The sequence below is a fragment of the Hymenobacter baengnokdamensis genome (genome assembly GCF_008728635.1).
Lineage (GTDB): Bacteria > Bacteroidota > Bacteroidia > Cytophagales > Hymenobacteraceae > Hymenobacter > Hymenobacter baengnokdamensis.
The window spans coordinates 2977051-2996640 of sequence record NZ_CP044285.1; the positions used below are offsets into that span (position 1 = coordinate 2977051).

At 60.9% G+C, this 19590-nt stretch carries 16 protein-coding genes; 6 read left to right on the forward strand and 10 right to left on the reverse strand.

Annotated features, from left to right (window positions below; all coding sequences use genetic code 11):
• Positions 1-15 precede the first annotated feature (15 nt).
• The 9 genes from F6X24_RS12745 to F6X24_RS12785 all read right to left on the reverse strand — a co-directional run bounded on the left by F6X24_RS12745 (position 16) and on the right by F6X24_RS12785 (position 10377).
• The gene (locus tag F6X24_RS12745; protein ID WP_151088364.1) at positions 16-1161 is read right to left on the reverse strand and encodes a hypothetical protein; all 1146 of its coding nucleotides are present in this window, start codon (positions 1159-1161) and stop codon (positions 16-18) included.
• Positions 1162-1240: 79 nt separating this feature from the next.
• Entirely contained in the window at positions 1241-1783 is a 543-nt protein-coding gene (locus tag F6X24_RS12750) for an LptE family protein (RefSeq protein ID WP_151088365.1), read from the reverse strand.
• Complete coding sequence (locus F6X24_RS12755) at positions 1764-3092, reverse strand: sigma-54 interaction domain-containing protein (protein ID WP_151088366.1); 1329 nt, start codon at positions 3090-3092, stop codon at positions 1764-1766. Before F6X24_RS12755 ends, F6X24_RS12750 begins: the two co-directional genes overlap by 20 nt.
• Positions 3093-3268: 176 nt before the next feature.
• Entirely contained in the window at positions 3269-4705 is a 1437-nt protein-coding gene (gene miaB / locus F6X24_RS12760; protein WP_151088367.1) for a tRNA (N6-isopentenyl adenosine(37)-C2)-methylthiotransferase MiaB, read from the reverse strand.
• A gap of 93 nt (positions 4706-4798) precedes the next feature.
• Positions 4799-6079 (reverse strand): anthranilate synthase component I family protein, encoded by a 1281-nt coding sequence (locus F6X24_RS12765; RefSeq protein ID WP_151088368.1) that lies wholly within the window; start codon positions 6077-6079, stop codon positions 4799-4801.
• A 10-nt stretch (positions 6080-6089) separates the two neighbouring features.
• Positions 6090-7649 (reverse strand): tetratricopeptide repeat protein, encoded by a 1560-nt coding sequence (locus F6X24_RS12770; RefSeq protein ID WP_151088369.1) that lies wholly within the window; start codon positions 7647-7649, stop codon positions 6090-6092.
• Positions 7650-7715: 66 nt separating this feature from the next.
• On the reverse strand, positions 7716-8489 hold the full coding sequence (locus F6X24_RS12775; RefSeq protein ID WP_151088370.1) for a zinc ribbon domain-containing protein: 774 nt from the start codon (positions 8487-8489) through the stop codon (positions 7716-7718).
• Positions 8479-9600 carry a Nif3-like dinuclear metal center hexameric protein gene (locus F6X24_RS12780; protein ID WP_151088371.1) on the reverse strand — a complete coding sequence of 374 codons (1122 nt, stop codon included), beginning with the start codon at positions 9598-9600 and terminating at the stop codon, positions 8479-8481. The genes F6X24_RS12775 and F6X24_RS12780 overlap by 11 nt, the downstream gene beginning before the upstream one ends.
• 87 nt (positions 9601-9687) lie before the next feature.
• Positions 9688-10377 (reverse strand): uracil-DNA glycosylase family protein, encoded by a 690-nt coding sequence (locus tag F6X24_RS12785; RefSeq protein WP_151088372.1) that lies wholly within the window; start codon positions 10375-10377, stop codon positions 9688-9690.
• A gap of 36 nt (positions 10378-10413) precedes the next feature.
• On the opposite strand from F6X24_RS12785, the gene lpxK reads away from it, so the two are divergent.
• The 5 genes from lpxK (at position 10414) to F6X24_RS12810 (ending at position 16066) form a co-directional block, all read left to right on the forward strand.
• Positions 10414-11517, forward strand: a complete 1104-nt coding sequence (lpxK, locus tag F6X24_RS12790) for a tetraacyldisaccharide 4'-kinase (RefSeq protein ID WP_151088373.1) — start codon at positions 10414-10416, stop codon at positions 11515-11517.
• 57 nt (positions 11518-11574) lie between these two features.
• Positions 11575-13599 carry a putative porin gene (locus F6X24_RS12795; protein WP_151088374.1) on the forward strand — a complete coding sequence of 675 codons (2025 nt, stop codon included), beginning with the start codon at positions 11575-11577 and terminating at the stop codon, positions 13597-13599.
• Positions 13600-13663: 64 nt separating this feature from the next.
• Positions 13664-14266, forward strand: coding sequence for a tRNA-(ms[2]io[6]A)-hydroxylase (gene miaE, locus F6X24_RS12800; protein ID WP_151088375.1), 603 nt, complete (start codon positions 13664-13666; stop codon positions 14264-14266).
• A gap of 62 nt (positions 14267-14328) precedes the next feature.
• On the forward strand, positions 14329-14766 hold the full coding sequence (gene tsaE / locus F6X24_RS12805; RefSeq protein WP_151088376.1) for a tRNA (adenosine(37)-N6)-threonylcarbamoyltransferase complex ATPase subunit type 1 TsaE: 438 nt from the start codon (positions 14329-14331) through the stop codon (positions 14764-14766).
• Between the two features lie 73 nt (positions 14767-14839).
• Positions 14840-16066, forward strand: a complete 1227-nt coding sequence (locus F6X24_RS12810; RefSeq protein WP_151088377.1) for an alanine dehydrogenase — start codon at positions 14840-14842, stop codon at positions 16064-16066.
• Positions 16067-16454: 388 nt separating this feature from the next.
• Here F6X24_RS12810 and F6X24_RS12815 read toward each other — a convergent pair whose 3' ends face one another.
• The gene (locus tag F6X24_RS12815) at positions 16455-17369 is read right to left on the reverse strand and encodes a flavin reductase family protein (protein WP_151088378.1); all 915 of its coding nucleotides are present in this window, start codon (positions 17367-17369) and stop codon (positions 16455-16457) included.
• Positions 17370-17633: 264 nt separating this feature from the next.
• Here F6X24_RS12815 and acs point away from each other — a divergent pair, with 264 nt between their 5' ends.
• Complete coding sequence (gene acs, locus F6X24_RS12820; RefSeq protein WP_151088379.1) at positions 17634-19547, forward strand: acetate--CoA ligase; 1914 nt, start codon at positions 17634-17636, stop codon at positions 19545-19547.
• Positions 19548-19590: the final 43 nt, after the last annotated feature.

Genomic DNA, 19590 nt, shown 5'->3' on the forward strand with positions numbered 1-19590 from the left:
GGAAAAAAGTAAAAGCTACGCCGACGGGCGCAAAGATTCAATTTGGGCTGCAAAGTACGCCATTTTTTCTGGGTGTTTCACCATCAGGCGCTCATAAACTGCAATGGCGCGGTCATTTTTTCCCTGGCGGGCCAATATTTTAGCCAGGCTTTCCGATGCCAGGTCGGGCTCCGCGCGGGTGCTGCGCACCGAGAGGTCGGCCTGGGCGTCGGGCTCGGGAGCCGAGGGCAACGGAGCTACGCGCCGCCGCTGCGGGGCCGGCGCACGCTGTAAGAAGCTGTTAATCAGGTCGAGAGAGCTGGGCTTGGGTAGCGTTGAGGGCTGATGGGCCGCCAGGTGCGCCAGCAGGAGGCCATCGGGCTCAAAAAACTCGCCAGTAGGCGGCAGGCTGGCACTGGGCAGTAAGTCAGTGGGGAGGGGAGCTACCAGGCAAAAGCCCAGCCGGCTCCCCTCGGCGGGGGCGTAGCCTACCTCAGGCACACCGCTATACGCCGGCAGCGCAGGAGTGGGCGCCACAGTGGCAGCAGTACTAGCACCAGCTGGCTCGACTGGCTCTGGCAGGCGATAAGCCAGTAGCTCGGCCGGCTCTTCATCAGCCAGCCCAAACTCATGGCGGGCTACCTCGGCCTCGGCCGGCGGGCGGATGGGCGGAGCCTGGGCCGGCAGCTCTGCTTCTGTCTCAGGCGGCAGCTCAGAAACCACTGCTTGGGGCAAGGTGGCCGGTGCTGCTGCCCCAATTACCTGGTCGGGCTCGTCGGTTGGCGCTACTACGAGGAGCGGTTGCTCAGCGAAAACCTCGTTTTCCGGAGCAATGGCAGTAGGCTTAGGGCCCGGAACCTCAACTAGCGCAGGCGCTGCCGCTCGCTCCGGCATGGCGATAGACGCCTCTACTTCGGCAAGTGCCGGCTCAGCTACTGCTATTGACGGGGCGGGCTGCTCTATCAGCTGGCGCAGGCGCGTGCGGTCGGCGGCATAAGTGGCGGCCCGGCGCAGGCGCTGGCCGGCCAGCATAGAGCTTTGGTCGTGCGCCGCTTTGGCCAGCAGCAGGTGAGCCGTTTGGCAGTAGGGGAAGGCCTCGGCCAACTGCTCCAACGCACGCGTATCGGCCCCGTTGAGAGTCGAAGGATGGGTTAGGAGCTGTAAAAGCGAGGCGCGGGTCATGCGTGGGTGAGAAGGAGGGCGTTGGGTGGCGTAGCTGGCGTTTAAAGCCTATTAGTCAATGCTATAGATTGTTCGAGCGCTACCAGTTGGCCACCGATTTGTTGAACATATCGCTGATAATATTGCGCGTGATTTCGCGAACTGATGCCAAATCGTTGTTTATGGACGCAATATCCTGCGTAGAAGCGAAATCGCGCTGGCTCTGGAAAGTCTGCTCGAAGTCCTGCTTATTATTCTTGGTGTTGGTAAAGCGCAGCTGCACCTGAATGGTGAGGCGGTTGGCTCCCGCGCTGGGCAGTCCGCCGGCCTGCTGAATGGCCGCCGGAGCAAAGTCGTAGGCCACAATAGTACCTTCAAATTGCAGGTCGCCATCGCGCGGCACCAGCTTAAGGGTGGTATTACGCTGAAAATAGTCCTTAATATCTTCGGTAAAGCGCTGCGACAGATACGCCGGCGCGTTGGGCGCAGTATTCTGGAAGGTCTGAATGGAAATCGTTTTAACCGCCGGGTCGATGTTGGTGCCGTTGAACGAATACACGCCGCAACTGCTGAGCAGGAGCAAGGGCAGCGCCAGCAGGCCCAGCGCCTGGCGGCGGGTGGTTTTAAGCCGATTCCAGGTCATATTGCTTGAGCTTGCGGTAGAGGGTGCGCTCCGAGATGCCCAGGTCCTGGGCCGCATATTTGCGTTTGTTGTGATGCTTCTTCAAGGCCTTGAGAATCATCTCTTTCTCAATTGCATCGAGCGACAGGGTTTCCTCCTCAGTTTCGTGCGAAATGTCTTCGGTGTGGTCGGTATCGTCCTCGTCGGCATAGTTACCCACCGAGCTTACATCTACCCGCAGCGGCGCGGCCGGGCTGGCCGGCAGGTAATAGCCGTTGCTTTCGGCTGCCCCATCCGGGGCCGGGTGGGGCAGCGGCTCGTTTAAGTTGTTAAATAAATGGCTGTTCTGCCGCAGCAGCTCCTGGGTATCAGTAGTGGCGGGGCGGTTGCCGGTGGCCAGCTCCAGCACCACTTTTTTAAGGTCGGTCATGTCGCGGCGCATGTCGAACAGCAGCCGGTACAGAATATCGCGCTCCGAATAAGAGCTAAAATCATTGCCGGTGCTGTGGCCGGGCAGCAGGGCCGGCAACAGCGACGTTTGGGCGGCCGGCAAATAGGTAGTCAGGCGGGCGGCATCGACTTCCCGCTCCAACTCAAGCACCGAAATCTGCTCGGCCAGGTTCTTAAGCTGGCGAATGTTGCCCGGAAACCGAAACCGGGTAAGCAGCCGGACCGCGTCGGGCGTAAGAGATATAGGTTTTACCCGATGTTTCTCCGAAAAATCAGCGGTGAATTTGCGGAATAGCAGGTAAATATCGTCGCCGCGCTCGCGCAGGGACGGCACCGTAATCGGCACCGTGTTAAGCCGGTAGTAGAGGTCTTCGCGGAACTTGCCGGCCTGCACGCGGTCGAGCAGATTCACGTTGGTGGCGGCCACTACGCGCACGTCGGTTTTCTGAACCTTGCTGCTACCCACCCGGATAAACTCGCCGTTTTCGAGCACGCGCAGCAGGCGGGCCTGGGTGCCCAGCGGCATTTCGGCAATCTCATCCAGAAAGATGGTGCCACCGTCGGTCACTTCAAAATAGCCCTTGCGAGCTTCATTAGCCCCCGTAAATGCGCCTTTTTCGTGCCCAAACAGCTCCGAGTCGATAGTGCCTTCCGGAATGGCGCCGCAGTTGATGGCGATAAACTGCCCGTGCTTGCGCGGCGACAGGGCGTGGATAATCTTGGAAAACGACTCCTTGCCCGACCCGCTTTCGCCGGTGATGAGCACGGTCATGTCGGTCGGCGCAACCTGCGCGGCTACCTGAATGGCGTAGTTCAGCGCCGGCGCATTGCCGATGATGCCGAAGCGCTGCTTGATGGATTGAATCTCTTGATTTGTCATTGGCTAGACCAAGCCTAACCGACTCAGTCCGATGAAGTTATTTTTTAGAAAAGTTCATGCGCCATAACAGACGAATGACCAAAAAGGCGATGAAACCGCCAGTCAGCAACTGGAGAGCTTGCCAAATAAGTAAGCCGCTAAAGGGACCTGTCATTAGTGATGAATAAAAAGTTGAGCTAGACTGCCTCACCCAGCAGCGAGCCCCCCGTATTCGTGTGCACCAGCACGTTGACATAGTCGCCTTTCTGAAAATTGCCTTTCGGGAAAATCACTACCTGGTTCTGGCTGTTGCGGCCGCTGAGGTCGTCTTTCGAGCGTTTGGAGAAATTCTCGACCAGCACCTGGTGCACGCGGCCCACCCCGCGCTCGTAGCGGGCCCGGCTGTGGGCCTGCTGGCGGTCGATTATTTCCTGAAGTCGGCGCTTTTTTACTTCCAGCGGCACGTCATCGGCGAGCTTGCGGGCGGCCAGGGTGCCGGGGCGCTCCGAGTAGAAAAACATATAAGCCATGTCATATTGAACATGGTCGATAAGGCTCAGCGTATCCTGATGCTCTTCTTCCGTCTCGGAGCAGAAGCCGGCAATCATATCCGTCGAGATGGCACAGTCGTCGCCCAGGATGCGGCGCACGGCCGCCACGCGCTCCTCGTACCAGGCCCGGTCGTAGGTCCGGTTCATTAGCGCCAGCACGCGCGAGTTGCCGCTCTGGGCGGGCAGATGCAGGTACTTGCAGATGTTGTCGTGCCGCGCCATGGTGTGCAGCACCTCGTCGGTAATATCCTTGGGGTGCGAGGTCGAAAAGCGTACCCGCAGCTGCGGGCTCACGAGCGCTACGCGCTCCAGCAGCTGGGCAAAGTTGACGTGCTCCTGGCCATCGGCGCTGGCCCACTTGTAGCTGTCGACGTTTTGGCCGAGCAGGGTAACTTCCTTGTAGCCAGCGGCCACCAGGTCGCGGGCTTCCTGCACAATGCTATGCGCATCGCGGCTGCGCTCGCGCCCGCGGGTGAAGGGCACCACGCAAAACGAGCACATATTGTCGCAGCCCCGCATGATGCTGATGAAGGCCGATACGCCGTTCGAGTTGAGGCGCACGGGCGTGATATCGGCGTAGGTTTCTTCGCGGCTCAGCAGCACGTTGACGGCCTTCTGACCCCCATCAATCTGCGCAATGAGCTGGGGAAGGTCGCGGTAGGCGTCGGGGCCCACCACGAGGTCCACGATTTTCTCTTCTTCCAAAAACCGGCTTTTGAGGCGCTCGGCCATGCAGCCCAGCACGCCCACGAGCATGCCCGGCCGGCGCTTTTTATGCGAGTTGATTTGGGTGAGGCGCATGCGCACCGTCTGCTCGGCCTTCTCGCGGATGGAGCAGGTATTGAGCAGCACCAGGTCGGCGGTGGCGAGGTCTTCGGTCGTATCGAACCCTTCCGCCGCCAGGATGCTGGACACGATTTCGGAATCTGAGAAGTTCATCTGGCAGCCGTAGCTCTCGATGTAGAGCTTGCGGCCCGCGCCGGTGCGGGTGGCGGCGCTCACGCGCACGTCGGTGGGCAGGGCCGCCGCGTCGGGTGCGGGTGCAGTAGCAAGAAAATCTAACGTAATGAGCGGTTGAGACATAGCAGGCAAGATGCTCCGGCCGGATGCGGGGCGGGTAACAAAGATACAAAAAATGACAGAATGGCAGGTGGCGGTTAGTTCCTGGTTTTGAACTTACGTCTTGCTGAGGCTGGTTTGCAGCGCTTCGAGCACGCCCTGCGCTTTCAGCAGGCATTCCTGGTACTCGTGCTCCGGCACGGAGTCATACGTGATGGCCGAGCCGACTTGCAGGCTAAGGTAGCCGGTATCGGCGCGGTATTGCAGGCTGCGAATCACGACGTTGAACTCAAATTCGCCATCGGGCCACACAAAGCCGAAGCTGCCGCTGTAGAGGCCGCGCCGGCTGGCTTCGTAATATTCAATAAGCTGCATAGCCCTGATTTTGGGCGCGCCCGTCATCGAGCCCATCGGGAAGGTAGCGCGCAGAATGTCGGCCAGGTCCACGCCCGGCCGTAGCTCTGCCGTGACGGTCGAAATCAATTGCCAAACCTGCTTAAAGCCGTAGGTGCCAAATAGCTCGGGCACTTCGACGGTGCCGGTGCGCGCCACGCGGGCGAGGTCATTGCGCACGAGGTCCACTATCATCAGGTTTTCGGCGCGCTCTTTTTCGTCGTGCAGCAGGGTGAGGCGCTGCTGCTCATCATCGGCCGGGGTGGAGCCGCGGCGCCGCGTTCCCTTTATGGGCTGCGAGGTAATAATATTATTTTTACTATGTACAAAACATTCCGGTGAGGCGCATAGCAAATAATGGTCGTGGTAGCGCAGAAAGCCCGCGTACGGGGCTGGTGATGCCTCGTTGAGCCGCCAGAACGTGGCAACCGGGTCGAGCTGCACGTTTTCGGCGTAAAATTCCTGGCACAAATTCAACTCGTACACCTCCCCAGTAAGAATATCCTGGCGCACGTTTTCAACGGCTTGCAGGTAATCGGTGCGGGGCATGCGCGCCCGCAGCGGCGGCACTGCGGGGCGGCCGGCGGCCGGCACGGGCGTAGCCAGAATGGTGGCCAGCACGTTGGTTGTCGTGCCCTCAATCACCAGCATATCGTCCTGCCAGTACAGGTAGGTTTCGGGCAGAAAGAAGTGCAGCGCCGGCCAATTAAGACCGGAGAAATTGTTGCTACTCAGCGCTTCAATCTCATTCTTAACATCATACGTGATAAAGCCGCAGCGGGGAAGCTGGTAGGGCGGCCCACTTAGGTGCGCAGGTAGCTCGGCCAGCTTATGCGGGGCAGGGAGCGTCGCGTTGGCTACCGCCAGCAGCCGCGTAAACGTGCCGGCCGCCGAAGCCTGCAAGTTATTGGGCTCATAATAAGCGCAATGTAGAAAATGCGCCGCCCACTGCAAGGCGCGGGCGCGGAAGTCGGTGGGCAGGCTGGCGAGCGGGATGGTCAACATAAAGCTTCCACTATAACCCCCGCAGAGCCAGTTTGGCTTTCTGGTCGGTGCTGTTTTTGTATTCGTGCCTGGGGTAGGCCATCGCCTGCTTAAAATAGGCTTTGGCCGCTGGCCGCTGGCCGGCTGCCTGCGCCAGGTAGCCGAGCTGCAAAGCCGACTGCGGCGCGAAGTAGTAAGCGGGGTCGCCCAGCACGGCCGACCGGCGCAGGGTGAGCTGGTAGTCGGCCTGGGCCGAATCGAGGCGGCCCAGGCCTTCCCACACGCGGGCGCGGCGGTAGGGCGCTTCCAGCTGGTCGCGCACGGGTGTAGCGGGAGTAGAATGAAATTGCTGCAAGGTGCTCAGCGCCTGGGTATAGTAGCCGCCATCGGTTTGCAGGCGGGCATGGGTCAGCACGGGGTTGAGCAGTTGAGCGTCGTGGTAGAAGCGCTGGGCGTAGATATCTTCCTCAATGGTAAGCGGCCCGGCCTGGTTGATTTGCTGGCGATAGCGTTCGGTCGCGGCCGCGGGAGCCCCCCCCAGCCAGGCGGCCAGGTAAAGCTTGAAAGCCGCATCCTTGCGATAATACTCACCCCGGTACTCGTGCAGAAACTGCTGGTTTTCGGTGATGGAGCTGGCATAGTCGCCGCGATAAAGCAGTAGGTCGGCAGCCAGGTGGTGCAGGTAGGCCAGGGGCAGGTAGGCCGCGCCGGTAGGCCGGGCGCGGTAGGCCGCCAGCGCCTGCTCGCCGTGGTGCTGGCGCTTTTGCAGGCTGATAACCAGGTAGCTAAAGAGCAAATTATCGGGCTGCTCGCTTGCCAGCCTTAGCACCAATAACAGGCTCTCATTGCCTTTTTTATAATACGCTTCCCGAATAAGCGCGAGCAAAATCTGGCTTTCGGGCTGGAAATCGTGGGGTTGCGCCGCCGCCCGGCCCAGGTTTTGCAAGCCTTGCTCCACGCTGCCGCTCAGGCCCAGCAGCCGCAAAAACCAGTGGTAGCCCTCCGGCAGCGAGCCGATACCGAACTGGCATAGCCCCAGGGTTTTGCGAATAGGCAAATAAGCTGGGTAGCGCTGCGCGGCGGCTTGCACCAGCAGGGCCGCCTGGCGCAGGTTCCAGGCGCCGCGCACCTCGTGGTGAAAGACAATCTGACTCAGTGCCTGGTGCAGCCGAATCTCGGCCTGCACATAGTCGCGCAGGGCGCTGCCCGGTGCTTTTTCCAGGACTGCCAGCCGCTTGTCGTGCGCAGCCTGGTTAGCCTCGTAGTGGCTGGCATCCTGGCTGATAAGCAGCTCTACAAAATCGGCGCAGTCGGCTACCAGCAGCGTACCGGGCGCGCGCGCCGGCTCGGCCGCCAGCAGCTGGCGGCAGGTGCTCACTTTCAGCTTCAGCAGCTCGGCGTAGGCGTGGCGGGCGGCGGGCGAAAGCGTTTCCGGGGCTGGCGTGGCATCGGGTAGCGGCTGCGGGGCCAGCGCCTGGCGGGGGGCACCAGGCGGCGCACTGAGGCCGGCCGTAGTAGCCAACAGGCTCACTACCACGCTCCACGCGCCCCGGCGAAGTCTCTGGCGTAGCCCGGTGGTAATTTCCGTCAAAATGTAAGGGCGATAAAAAAAGGAACGACCGTAGCCGTTCCTCTTCTTTGAAATACAAGCTAGAGCTTAGGCATTGACCGCGGCCCGGCCTTCCACATCGGCCAGAATGCGGCCGCAGTGCTCGCACACGATGATTTTCTTGTGCGAGATAATGTCGGCCTGGCGCTGTGGGGGCACCGTGTTGAAGCAGCCGCCGCAGGCATCGCGGCGCACCAGCACCACCGCCAGGCGGTTGCGCATATTACCCCGGATGCGGTCGTAGGCCGTCAGCAGGCGGGCTTCTACGGGCTGAATAGCCGTTTCGCGCTCCGCAACGAGCTGCTTTTCCTCGGCTTCGTTCTCGGCCACGATGGTGTCGAGCTCGCTTTTCTTGGTGTCGAGGTCTTTGCGGCGCTCATCGAGGCGCAGGCGCGTCACGTTGGCTTCGGTGTTGCGCTGCTCGATGAGGTACTGCGCCTCCTTGATTTTCTTGTCTGAAATCTGAATTTCGAGGCGCTGCAGCTCTACTTCTTTGGCAATAGCCTCGTACTCGCGGTTGTTGCGGACGTTGGTTTGCTGCTCTTCGTAGCGCTTGATGAGGCCTTCGGCCTCTTTCGTAGCGGCTTTGCGCTGCTTAATCTGGTCCTGCAGGCCGCTGATTTCTTCGTCGAAGCGCTTTACGCGGGCTTCGTAACCGGCAATCTCATCTTCGAGGTCGCGTACTTCTTCGGGCAGGTCGCCTCGTACACGCCGAATCTCATCGAGCTGCGAATCAATGCGTTGCAGGTTGAGTAAAGCTTCGAGCTTGGCGGAAATAGGCGCGTCGGCCGGATTTACCACGGCGGCGGAATTAGCAGTCATACTGAACGGGATTCGTGGAAGTTTCAGCGAATAAGACCGCAAAAGTACGACCGAACGCTGCCAGCAGCAAATCGCGGAATAGCTCGCCCGTAAATTGCTCGCTCTCAAAGTGCCCCACGTCGCAGAGCAGCAGCCGGCCCTCGGGCGCAAAAAACTCGTGGTACTTCACGTCGCCCGTCACGTAAGCATCGGCGCCGGCCGCCACGGCCGCGCCGGTCAGGAAGCTGCCCGCGCCCCCGCACAGCGCCACTTTTTTAATGGGTTTGTCAAATGCCGTGTGCTTGACCACGGGCACGCCCAGCACGGCCTTCAGGTGCTGGCGAAAATCGAGCGGACTCAGCGGCTTGGGCAATTCGCCCACCAGGCCCGCGCCCACATCCTGGTGCTCATTCTCGAGCTTTATCAGCTCGTAGGCTACTTCTTCATACGGATGGGTTTGGCGCAGTGCGGCCAGCACGGCCGCCTGGCGGTGCAGGGGCAGCAGCACCTCAACTTTGGTTTCGGCTACGGAGGCGGGCTGGTTTTCGATGCCGATGGCGGGGCGAGAGCCGGCCCCCGGCGTAAAGGTGCCCAGGCCCGGCGTTTGGAAGCTGCACTCGCGGTAGTTGCCGACCTGGCCCGCCCCGGCAGTATATAACGCCTGCAATACTTTGTCTGACAGCTGCTGGCCATCGGCATCGGCCTGGTCGGGCACGTACGTGATGAGCCGGGCCAGCGTGCCGGTTTGGGGCGCCAGAATGCGGGTGTTGACCAGCCCCAGCTTTTGGGCTAGCCGGGCATTGACGCCCTGGCGCACGTTGTCGAGGTTGGTGTGGGCCGCGTAGATGGCCACATCGGCCTTGAGCGCGGCCATAATGGTTTGCTCTACCAGGCCCTGGCCGGTAAGCCGCCTGAGCGGCCGAAAAATAACCGGGTGGTGGCACAGCACCACGTTGCAGCCGCGCCGCGCCGCTTCGGCCACCACGGCCGGCGTGCAGTCGAGGGCAATGAGTACGCCGGTGATTCCGGCCGTGAGCAGGCCGCATTGCAGGCCAGCATTATCGTAGCTTTCCTGGTAGGCCAGGGGCGCTGTGGTTTCGAGCAGGCGGGCCAGGTCTCTTACAGTTATCATTTAGCAAATAACAGTTAACAAGCTCACGAAAGCGGAAGGTAGGGAAGGGCTGGTAGATAGTTTATAAATATAGTAAATTTATAATATTTATTGGTGAACAAGACTTCCCAATACTTCTACATACCTGGCCACGTTTTCGGCCAGCCGCTTGCGGCGGTACTGCATCAGAAAGCGCGGGTGGTCGAGAATTTCAATGCGCTCAAACAAACCCAGCTCGTTATTAAGCTTTTGCAGGAATTCACCGTTGCGGCGGCCCAGGCTTACGGCCACGTCGCGGCGGAGGTTCAGCTGCTCGGCCTGGCTGGTAAGCGAGCGCCGCATGTCGGGCCACAGAGCTTTAATGATAGCCGGCGCATCGTAATAATTGTAGTTTTTGCCTTCGCGCGTCAGCTCCAGCGGGTACACTGCGCTGAGGAAAAAGTGGTCGTAAAACTCGGCCGGGCCGCCCAGCTCCGCAATAAATTTATACACGAACTCGCTCGACAGCTCGCGGCGCTTTTGCGGAAGGTCGTGCGTGATGCCGCAGCTGTCGCTGAGCGCCACCGGGTCGGTAAACGAGATGCCGGTTCGGCCACCCCCGAAGCGGCCGGGATTGATGCCGAAAATGCCAACGCGCTGGTGATTAGCGCGGTAAAAGCGCTGCGCAAACCGGCGCATAAGGTCTTGCACCTCCGGCTCCTGGTAAGAGCTGCGGGCTTCTACACCCAGGGGCAGCGGCGTGGCGGGCAGCGGAAAAGTGGCGAGCAGCTGAAGCAGGCGGGTGGCGAAGTCGGGCATGGGGCAAAGGTCGGCTGCCGGCCCGACCTTTGCCCCATGCTTGCCTGGCTGCTGCTTCCCTTTTCCTGGCTTTACGCTGCCGTGCTGGCCGGGCGCAACTGGCTCTACGACCACGGCTACAAGCGCTCGGCCGCCGGCTGGGTGCCGCTGCTCAACGTGGGCAACCTGCGGGTGGGCGGCACCGGCAAAACGCCCCACGTTGCCTGGCTGGTGCAGGAGCTGCTGCGCCAGGGCCAGCAGCCGGCCATATTGAGCCGGGGCTACGGCCGCCAGACCAAAGGCCCGCGCCTGGCTACGCCTGCCGACTCGGCCGCCACGATAGGGGATGAGCCCTGCCAGTATTTCCAGGAGTTCAACCACCAGCGCGTGCCGGTGGCGGTGGCCGAAAACCGCCAGCTGGGGCTCGACCTGCTGCGCCAACACCACCCCGAGCTGACCTGCGTGGTGCTCGACGACGCGTATCAGCACCGCCGCGTGCGGCCCACGCTCAATATTCTGCTCACCGAGCTGGCCCGGCCCTTCTACACCGATTGTGTGCTGCCCGCCGGCCGCTTGCGCGAAGCACGCGCCGGGGCCGCCCGCGCCGATGTAGTTATCCTGACCAAATGCCCGCCCGGCTTATCGGCCCACGACCAGGCTACCGCCGAGGCCCAGGTGCGACGCTATGCCCGGCCGGGGGCAGTTATCATGTTTTCGAGCTATGCTTACGCCGAGCCAGTGCCGCTGGCTACCGAATTGGTAGAAGTCGGGGCTGAGTGGGTGGGCGCGGAGCCGGGCCCGCCGCCCGGCCCCGGCCCGGCGCTGCTGCTCACGGGCATTGCCCAGCCCGGCCCTTTGCGCAGCTACCTCGAAAGCCAGGGGTACACCATTATGCACCACGAAGCCCTGCCCGACCACCACGCGTTTCAGCCAGCCGACCTGGCGGCGCTGCAAAAGCACTGGCAGCCCGGCTGGCCTGTTTTCACCACCGAAAAAGACGCTACCCGCCTAAGCGAGCGCACGGCCCCAGGTTTGTGGGCCGGCCGGCCGGAGTGGGCGCTACAGTTCTACACGATTCCGGTGCGCGTGGCGTTGCTGGGCGCGGGCGCGGCCCGGCTGGCCGCCGTGGTGGCCGCCGCTACGGCGCCCGCCCAGCCCTAGTATCTTTACGCGTTGAGCCTGGTGCGCCAGCTTACTCCCCGCGTGTTTTTTCTGTACATGGTTTCTCCTTTCTTCGCCGTAGTCCGCTGGCTCACGCTGCTGCTCACGCTGGTGCTGGCCAGCACCCTGGCCGGCCGTGCCCAGATTGTCGACGACTCGACCAAAGCGGTTTATGGCCCCAAGACTACCCGCGTCATCTACGAGGCCGAAGTGCGGCGCGACTCGGTGGGCGGCACGCCCCTCGATACTACGCTCACGCAATGGCCGCAGGCGCGATTCTGGACGCACGATACTACGTTTCAGCAAGACCTGGGCGTGTTTGGCTCGGCTTCGCGGCCGCTGCTGTACCAGCCCAATCTACAGCTCGGGGCCCGCTTCGGCCGCAACGTGTTTGACCGCAACGTGCGCGAAGCCAGCGAGGTGCCGTATTACGACAGCCGCTCGCCCTATTCCTTTTTTCGCTACGTGCAGGGCTCGGCAGGCGAGCAGGTATTCGAGCTAAGCTACACGCGCTCGCTGAAAAAGAACTTCAGCATCGGGGTTGATTATGAACGCATTGCCTCCAACCAGATACTGGCCACCAGCGCCGCCAGCGCCCAGGTAGAACATAATAATTTTACTATATTCGGTCGCTACCAAAACGAGAGTGGTCGCTACCATCTATTGGCCAACTACTCGGCCAGCCGCCAGGCTACCCGCGAGCAGGGCGGTATCCAGCCCTCGGCGGCCGAGCAGGCCCGTATAAAAAAGCTGGGTGGGGTTATTGACTCACTCTTCAACTACGGCAACGAGCAGGTGTACCTGACGGCCGCCAACAACATCGACGACCGCGACGCGCTGCACCTGCTCCAGACTTATCGACTACTCACTAAGGGCTTCACCGCCTATCATGTATTCGATATCCGGCGGCAGTACAATGGCTATACCGATACTGCTTTGCCGCGCGACGGGAGTGGTAATCTGCTATTTTATGATAATGCCCTGCGCAACCCCACGGCTACCAACGACCGCGCCACTTACCGGCAAATTGAAAACACCTTCGGCCTGCTCGGCCGCACTGAGCGCATCGAGTACAACGTGTATGGGCGCTACCGCAATGCCTGGCTGGAAGAGAAAAGCACGCCGGTGGGCCGGTCGGGTACCAACCCACGCCTCGTAGCCGTGGGCAATTCGCCCAACGACACCCTCAATGTGAAGCCGCGCTACTACGGGCAGCTTTTTCTGGGGGGCACGGCCTCATTCAACTACCACACCATTTACGCCATTGAGGTAGCGGGCGAGTATTTGCCGCTCGACAATGGCGCGGTAAAAGTAGTGGGCAACGGGGCCGAATACTGGTTGCGCGGGCGCATCCGTACCGGCCCGTTATCGGCCGAGGCGCTGGTCAATTCGTACTCGCCCACCCTTACCCAGCGGGTGTTTTTCGGCAATCACTACCAGTGGAATAACCTCTCGGACAACACGGCGGCCGCCTTCGCCAACACGACCACCCAGCAGCTCACCGTGCGCCTGCAGCAGCGCCTGCCGCTGCTGGCCGACCACCGTATCGAGCTAAGCGCGGCCGTGGTTAATATTAACAATTTAGTATATTATAACCAGGCCGGGGTGCCGGCTCAGCTGAGCACCAGCAAGCAGCTGCTTATCGCGTTTGCGCGCCACCGCTTCCGGGTAGGTAATGTATACTTTGATAACCAGGGCACTTACACGAAAGGCGCTGGTGACGATAATCCGGGGCTGCGCATTCCGGCCTTCGTCACGGAGTCGCGGGTCTATTACCAGCGCCGGGTATTCGGGCACGCTTTGTTTGCGCAGGTGGGCGGCGAGCTTTATTACCAGTCGGAGTTTCGGGGCTACGGCTATTCGCCCAGCACCCAGCAGTTTTACGTGCAGGACCAGTTTAAGCTGGGTGGCTATGCGGTGGCCAACGCCTTTGTGGCGGCCGATATCAGCTCGGCTTCCATCTTTATAAAAGTGGCCTACCTCAACCAGGGGCTGGGTGCCAATGGCTATTTTACCACGCCTTACTACACGGGCTACCCGCGTCGCTTCCAGTTTGGAGTACGGTGGCGCTTCTTCAGCTAACCGCCGTTCGCGCTTCGCCGGGCTTATCGCTCAGGGTTAAAATAAACGGGTAGCTACTCAGTATATGAAAGAGAAAACCATTCTTAAGCTCAAGCTCAACACCGACCCACGCTGGGTAGATTTGGCCAGCAAGAATCTCGAAGAAATCCTGGTTGACCACGCCTATTGCGAGCAGAAGGCGGCCAGCACTGGCATCTCGCTCATCGTGCATTACCCCGAAAAAGAGCGGCTGGTTGACGAGCTTACCCTGCTGGTAGCCGAGGAATGGAGCCATTTTGAGCGCGTGGTGCAGGAGCTGCGCAAGCGCAGCCTGCCGCTGGGCCGCCCGCGCCGCGACGAGTACGTGGTGCAGCTTATGGCCCACATTCGCAAGGGTGGCCCGCGCGAGCGCCAGCTGCTCGACCAGCTGCTGGTGTCGGCGCTTATCGAGGCGCGCTCCTGCGAGCGCTTTAAGCTGCTGTGGCTGCACCTGCAAGACCGCGACCCCGAGCTCAGCCAGTTTTATTATGAGCTGATGGCCAGCGAAGCAGGCCACTTCGTGAGCTACGTCGACCTGGCCAAAGAATACTGCGACCCGGCCGAAGTAGATGCCCGCTTGCAGGAATTACTCAGGCTCGAAGGGGAGATTGTCGTAAACCTGCCGGTGCGCGACGACCGCATGCATTAAAAAAACCTTGCGCGCTACGAAAGACCGTCAGGATGATGACCAACTGGGAAACAACGCAAAAAATGCCTTCTCTTACCCTCGAAATACCAACGCTGGCTGCCCTGCCCACGGCCGCCCGGCAGCTTGCCACGGCCCTTGCCGAATCGGGCCAGACCATCGTGACCTTCGTGGGCGAGATGGGGGCGGGCAAAACGACGCTCATCCGCGCCCTGTGCGCCGAGCTGGGCGTGCACGACGACGTGAGCAGTCCGACCTTCGCCCTGGTCAATGAGTACCGCACCGGCCGGAATGAGCCCATCTATCACTTCGATTTTTATCGGGTTGACTCCGAAGAAGAAGCCGCCCGGCTGGGCGCAGCAGAGTACTTCTATTCGGGGTATCTTTGCCTGGTAGAATGGCCCAGCCGCATCACGGGGCTGTTGCCTTCGCAACGGCTGCTCGTGGAGCTGTCGGTAACCGGCCCGGAATCAAGACAATTATCAATTACCAGTGAGCAGTGAGCAGTGCACAATGATTGTTTGGCAGCCAGAAGCTGCTCACTGGTCATTGCGCACTGCTCACTGAAATTAAGTTATGGCCGAACAGCTACCCTCTGGCTTTGGCGCCTTGGCTACGAGCCGCGCCTACTTCACCCAGGAGTCGATGCTGGCCGTGGACACGCGCAAGCGCAAGCTTTTTATTGGTCTGCCTAAGGAGATATCCTTGCAGGAAAACCGCCTGGGGCTCACGCCCGAAGCCGTGGTACACCTCATCAGCGAAGGCCACGAAGTGATGCTCGAAAGCGGGGCCGGCGAGCCCAGCAAGTTTTCCGACCACGACTATTCGGAGGCGGGCGCTACCATCGCCTACTCGACCGAGGAAGTGTACAAGGCCGATATTATCTTGAAAGTGGCCCCGCCCATGATGGATGAGATTGAGCTGATGCGCCCCGGCCAAACCCTCATCTCGGCCCTGCAAATGGGTACCATGACGCCCGAATTTATCAATGCCCTGGCTCGTAAAAAGGTCAATGCCATCGGCTTCGAGCTGATAAAAGACCCCAGCGGTGCCCGCCCGGTGGTGCGCGCCATGAGTGAAATCGCCGGCTCAACGGTAATGCTCGTGGCCGCCGAGTACCTGGCCCGCTCCAACGAGGGCAAAGGCATTATTCTGGGCGGTATCACGGGGGTGCCGCCGTCGCAGGTCGTTATCCTGGGTGCGGGCACGGTAGCCGAGTACGCCGCCCGCGCCGCGCTGGGCCTGGGGGCGGAGGTGAAAGTATTTGATAACCACCTCTATAAGCTGCGCCGCCTCAAGCACAACCTGGGCTCGCAGCTCTACACCAGTACCCTCGATACCTTTGCCCTGAGCCAGCAGATTCGGCGGGCCGATGTGGTTATCGGGGCGCTGGCCGTCGAAGAAGGACGCATCCCGTTTATGGTGCCCGAAAGTATGGTGTCGAGCATGGCGCCGGGTTCCATCATCATCGATATCAGCATCGACCAGGGCGGCTGCTTCGAAACCAGCGAGCTGACCAGCCACAGCAAGCCAGTATTCAGGAAATACGATGTAGTGCACTACTGCGTGCCCAACATTGCCTCGCGGGTGCCCCGCACCGCCACCAACGCGCTCAGCAACATCTTCACGCCCATCCTGCAGGACATCAGCCAGCACGGCGGCATCAACGAGGCGCTGTTTACCAATGAGCATTTCCGCTCGGGCGTGTACGTGTATAAAGGCTCGCTCACGAATGCGGCCATTGCCAAGAAATTCAATATGCGCTATAAAGAGCTGGGTCTGCTGATTGCGGTGCGGAATTAGGGAAATACTCAGAGTATTGAGGTGCGGGCTTTCTGCTTAGGGTAGACTGCGCCAGATGATTAGCAATATGATAAGCGCCACTACTACCAGACAGCCTAGCTGACGAGTAGTGGTGGCTTTTTGCATTTTCTGTAAATAGCGAATTGCTTCTGCCTCGGGTAAAAAAAGCCCCGCCAGGCATTATCAGGGTGCGATAAAACCCATACCACCTGGCAGTTGGCTCGGGTGAAAGCAGCGCTCACGTTTTTTAAGGCTGGGGCATCTACTGCCGTAAGCTGCTGGGTTAATAGCTTATGCGTCAAGTCAGTAGCGAAGGCGACAACGCTGGCCGCCGACGGAAAGCCGTAAACAGGAGTCAGCGAGCAGGTCGTGCACATTGCCTTGAATATTAGCCCAGCAGTAGCACCCGCCACGCCTCCGCCACGCGGCCTTCTTCCAGCCACTGCCGGGCCAGCAGGGTCAGCTGCTTTTGCTGCTCGGCAGTATCGCTACGGTGCTTGTTGAGCAAATACGCTACCATCGGCTCGGCTTTGATTTCCTCGATTTGGGCGGGCGTGGGCAGGGCGGCGCGCTCCACGTTGGCGAGCTTGGCCAGGTCGTTGCCGGTCAGCAGGTCGCTGTGGCGGATGTGGGCGGGCAGCTCGTCGAACCCAATGCCCAGGTGGCGGTTGGGGCGGCCTACGGTAAAGAGGTTTTCGGGCCGCAGGCGGCTGTACCAGTCGCCGCCCAGGCGCGATACGGCCTCGAACTTGTGCGGGTCGAGGCCCGGCCGGCCTTCCAGCAGAATAGTTTCCCGGAAGTGCGCCTGCACTACCCGGCACACCACCAGGCTGCCGTGGCCGGGCCCACTGCCCAGGGCAATAATCTGCTCGACCACGCACTCGAAGGCCACCGGGCACTCTGCCACGCGCGGCGGCCGCACCTTATCCGACTGGGCCTCGGTAAGCCCGGCCTTGCCAAACTCGTTGACCCCGGCCGGGTATTCGGCGCTGGCCAGCGAAAGCTGCTCCACCAGCGGATAGTCGCAGATATTAATTACCACCTCGGGCACGGCCCGCACATTAAGCAGCGTGTCCTTCGGCGAGTTGTCGCGCCCCCGGCTGGTAGGCGAAAACACCAGAATAGGCGGGCTCTGGCTGAAAACGTTGAAAAAGCTGAACGGACTCAGGTTTACTTCGCCGGCCGCCGAAATGGTGCTGGCAAAGGCAATGGGGCGCGGCGCTACGGCGCTTATCAGGTACTGGTAAAAATCGATGGGCGATAGGTCGGCCGGAGAAATGGTGCGGTGGGCAGCAGGGGGCATAGGGCAGAGTAGAATTGGCAGGTAAAGCTACCCAGCGCAGACGCGAGTTGCTGATAATACCAGCAGCTATAAGCCAGGCACCTGCCCGGCAGCTTGCTTCTGTAAGCGGCGGCTCTACATTTGCCGCCTGCCCACTACTCGATGGCTTGCCTCAGAAGCAGTGGGCAGGCATCTCAGGCTTTATAAGCCCGCTACTGCCAGTAAAAGGGTTGTTAGCAAAAATATTGCGGCTTAATTGCGACTCCAAACTCCTGATTCCACTGCATGTCTGCCATCCGCACCCGCACGCCCGAAGAATATCACGCCGATTACCGGCAATCTGTGGAAGACCCCGATGCCTTCTGGGCCGCGGCGGCCGAGCCGTTTACCTGGCGCAGGAAGTGGGCTACTGTGCGTGGCGGCGAGTTTTCGCCGGCCGGCACCAGCACCTGGTATGCCGGGGCCACGCTCAACCTCACCGAGAACTGCCTCGACCGCCACCTGGCGCAGCGGGCCAACAAGCTGGCCATCATCTTCGAGCCCAACGACCCCAAAACCCGCCACCTGCGCCTCACCTACCGCGAGCTGCACGAGCAGGTGTGCCAGTTTGCCAACGTGCTGAAAAAGAATGGGGTGCAGAAGGGCGACCGCGTGGTGCTCTACCTGCCCATGATACCCGCGCTGGCCATTGCCGTGCTGGCCTGTGCCCGCATTGGGGCCGTGCACGGGGTAATATTTGCCGGCTTCTCGGCCACGGCCATTGCCGACCGCATCAACGACGCCGAGGCGGCCTTCGTGCTTACTGCCGATGGCCTGAACCGGGGCGCCAAGCAGATTCCCGTCAAGAGTGTGGTCGATGAGGCGCTGCAAAGCTGCCCCTCGGTGCGGCGGGTAATCGTGGTGGAGCATACCGGCTGGCCGGTGCAGCTTCAGCAAGGTCGCGATGTGTGGTATCACCAGGAGGTAAAAGAGGTTGAAAAGGAGTGCCCCGCTGAAGAGATGGCGGCCGAAGACCCGCTGTTTATTCTCTACACCAGCGGCAGCACCGGCAAGCCCAAAGGCGTAGTCCACACGCAGGCCGGCTACATGGTGTGGGCTGATTATACCTTCCGCAACGTATTTCAGGTCGAAGAGAACGACGTGTACTGGTGCACGGCTGATATTGGCTGGGTAACGGGCCATACCTACGGCTTGTACGGCCCGCTGCTGGCCGGCAGCACCACCCTGCTGTTTGAGGGCGTGCCCACGTTCCCGTCGCCGGGCCGCTTCTGGGAAGTGATTGATAAGCACCACGTCACCATTTTCTATACTGCGCCCACGGCCATCCGCTCGCTCATGGCCGCGCCCCTCGACCACGTGCTGGCCTATTCGCTCAGCAGCCTGCGCATTCTGGGCTCGGTGGGCGAGCCGATAAACGAGGAGGCCTGGCACTGGTATCACCAGCACGTAGGCAAGGGGCGCTGCCCCATCGTGGATACCTGGTGGCAAACCGAAACCGGCGGTATCATGATTTCGGCGCTGGCCGGCATCACGCCCAGCGTGCCCGCCCGCGCCGGCCTGCCGCTACCCGGCGTGCAGCCCGTTTTGTTGAATCAGGACGGCACCGAAATCGAGGGCAACGACCAGGAAGGCTACCTGGCCATCAAGGCGAGCTGGCCGGGCGTCATCCGCACCACCTGGGGCGACCACGAGCGCGCCCGTCAGACGTATTTTCAGCCTTATCCGGGCTATTACTTCACCGGCGACGGCGCTCGTCGCGACGAAAACGGCCTCTACCGCATCATCGGCCGCGTCGATGACGTGATAAACGTGAGCGGCCACCGCTTCGGCACCGCTGAAATCGAAAACGCTATCAACGAAAGCGAGTTTGTGGTGGAGAGCGCCGTAGTGGGCTACCCGCACGACGTAAAAGGCCAGGGCATCTACGCCTACGTCATTTGCCAGCATGGCGTGCCCGCCACCGACCTCGACATTCAGCGCGCCGAGGCCAGCATTATCGAAGCCGTAGTGGCGCAGATAGGCCGTATCGCCAGGCCCGATAAAATCCAGCTGGTGAGTGGCTTACCTAAAACCCGTTCGGGTAAAATCATGCGCCGCATCCTGCGCAAGGTAGCCGAAGGCGAAACCTCAAACCTGGGCGACACAACTACGCTGCTCGACCCGCTGATTGTGGACGAGATTGTAGCGGGCCGGAAATAATTGCCTGAAGAGGCTATTAGCTTAAGCTATAAATTCTGGTTAT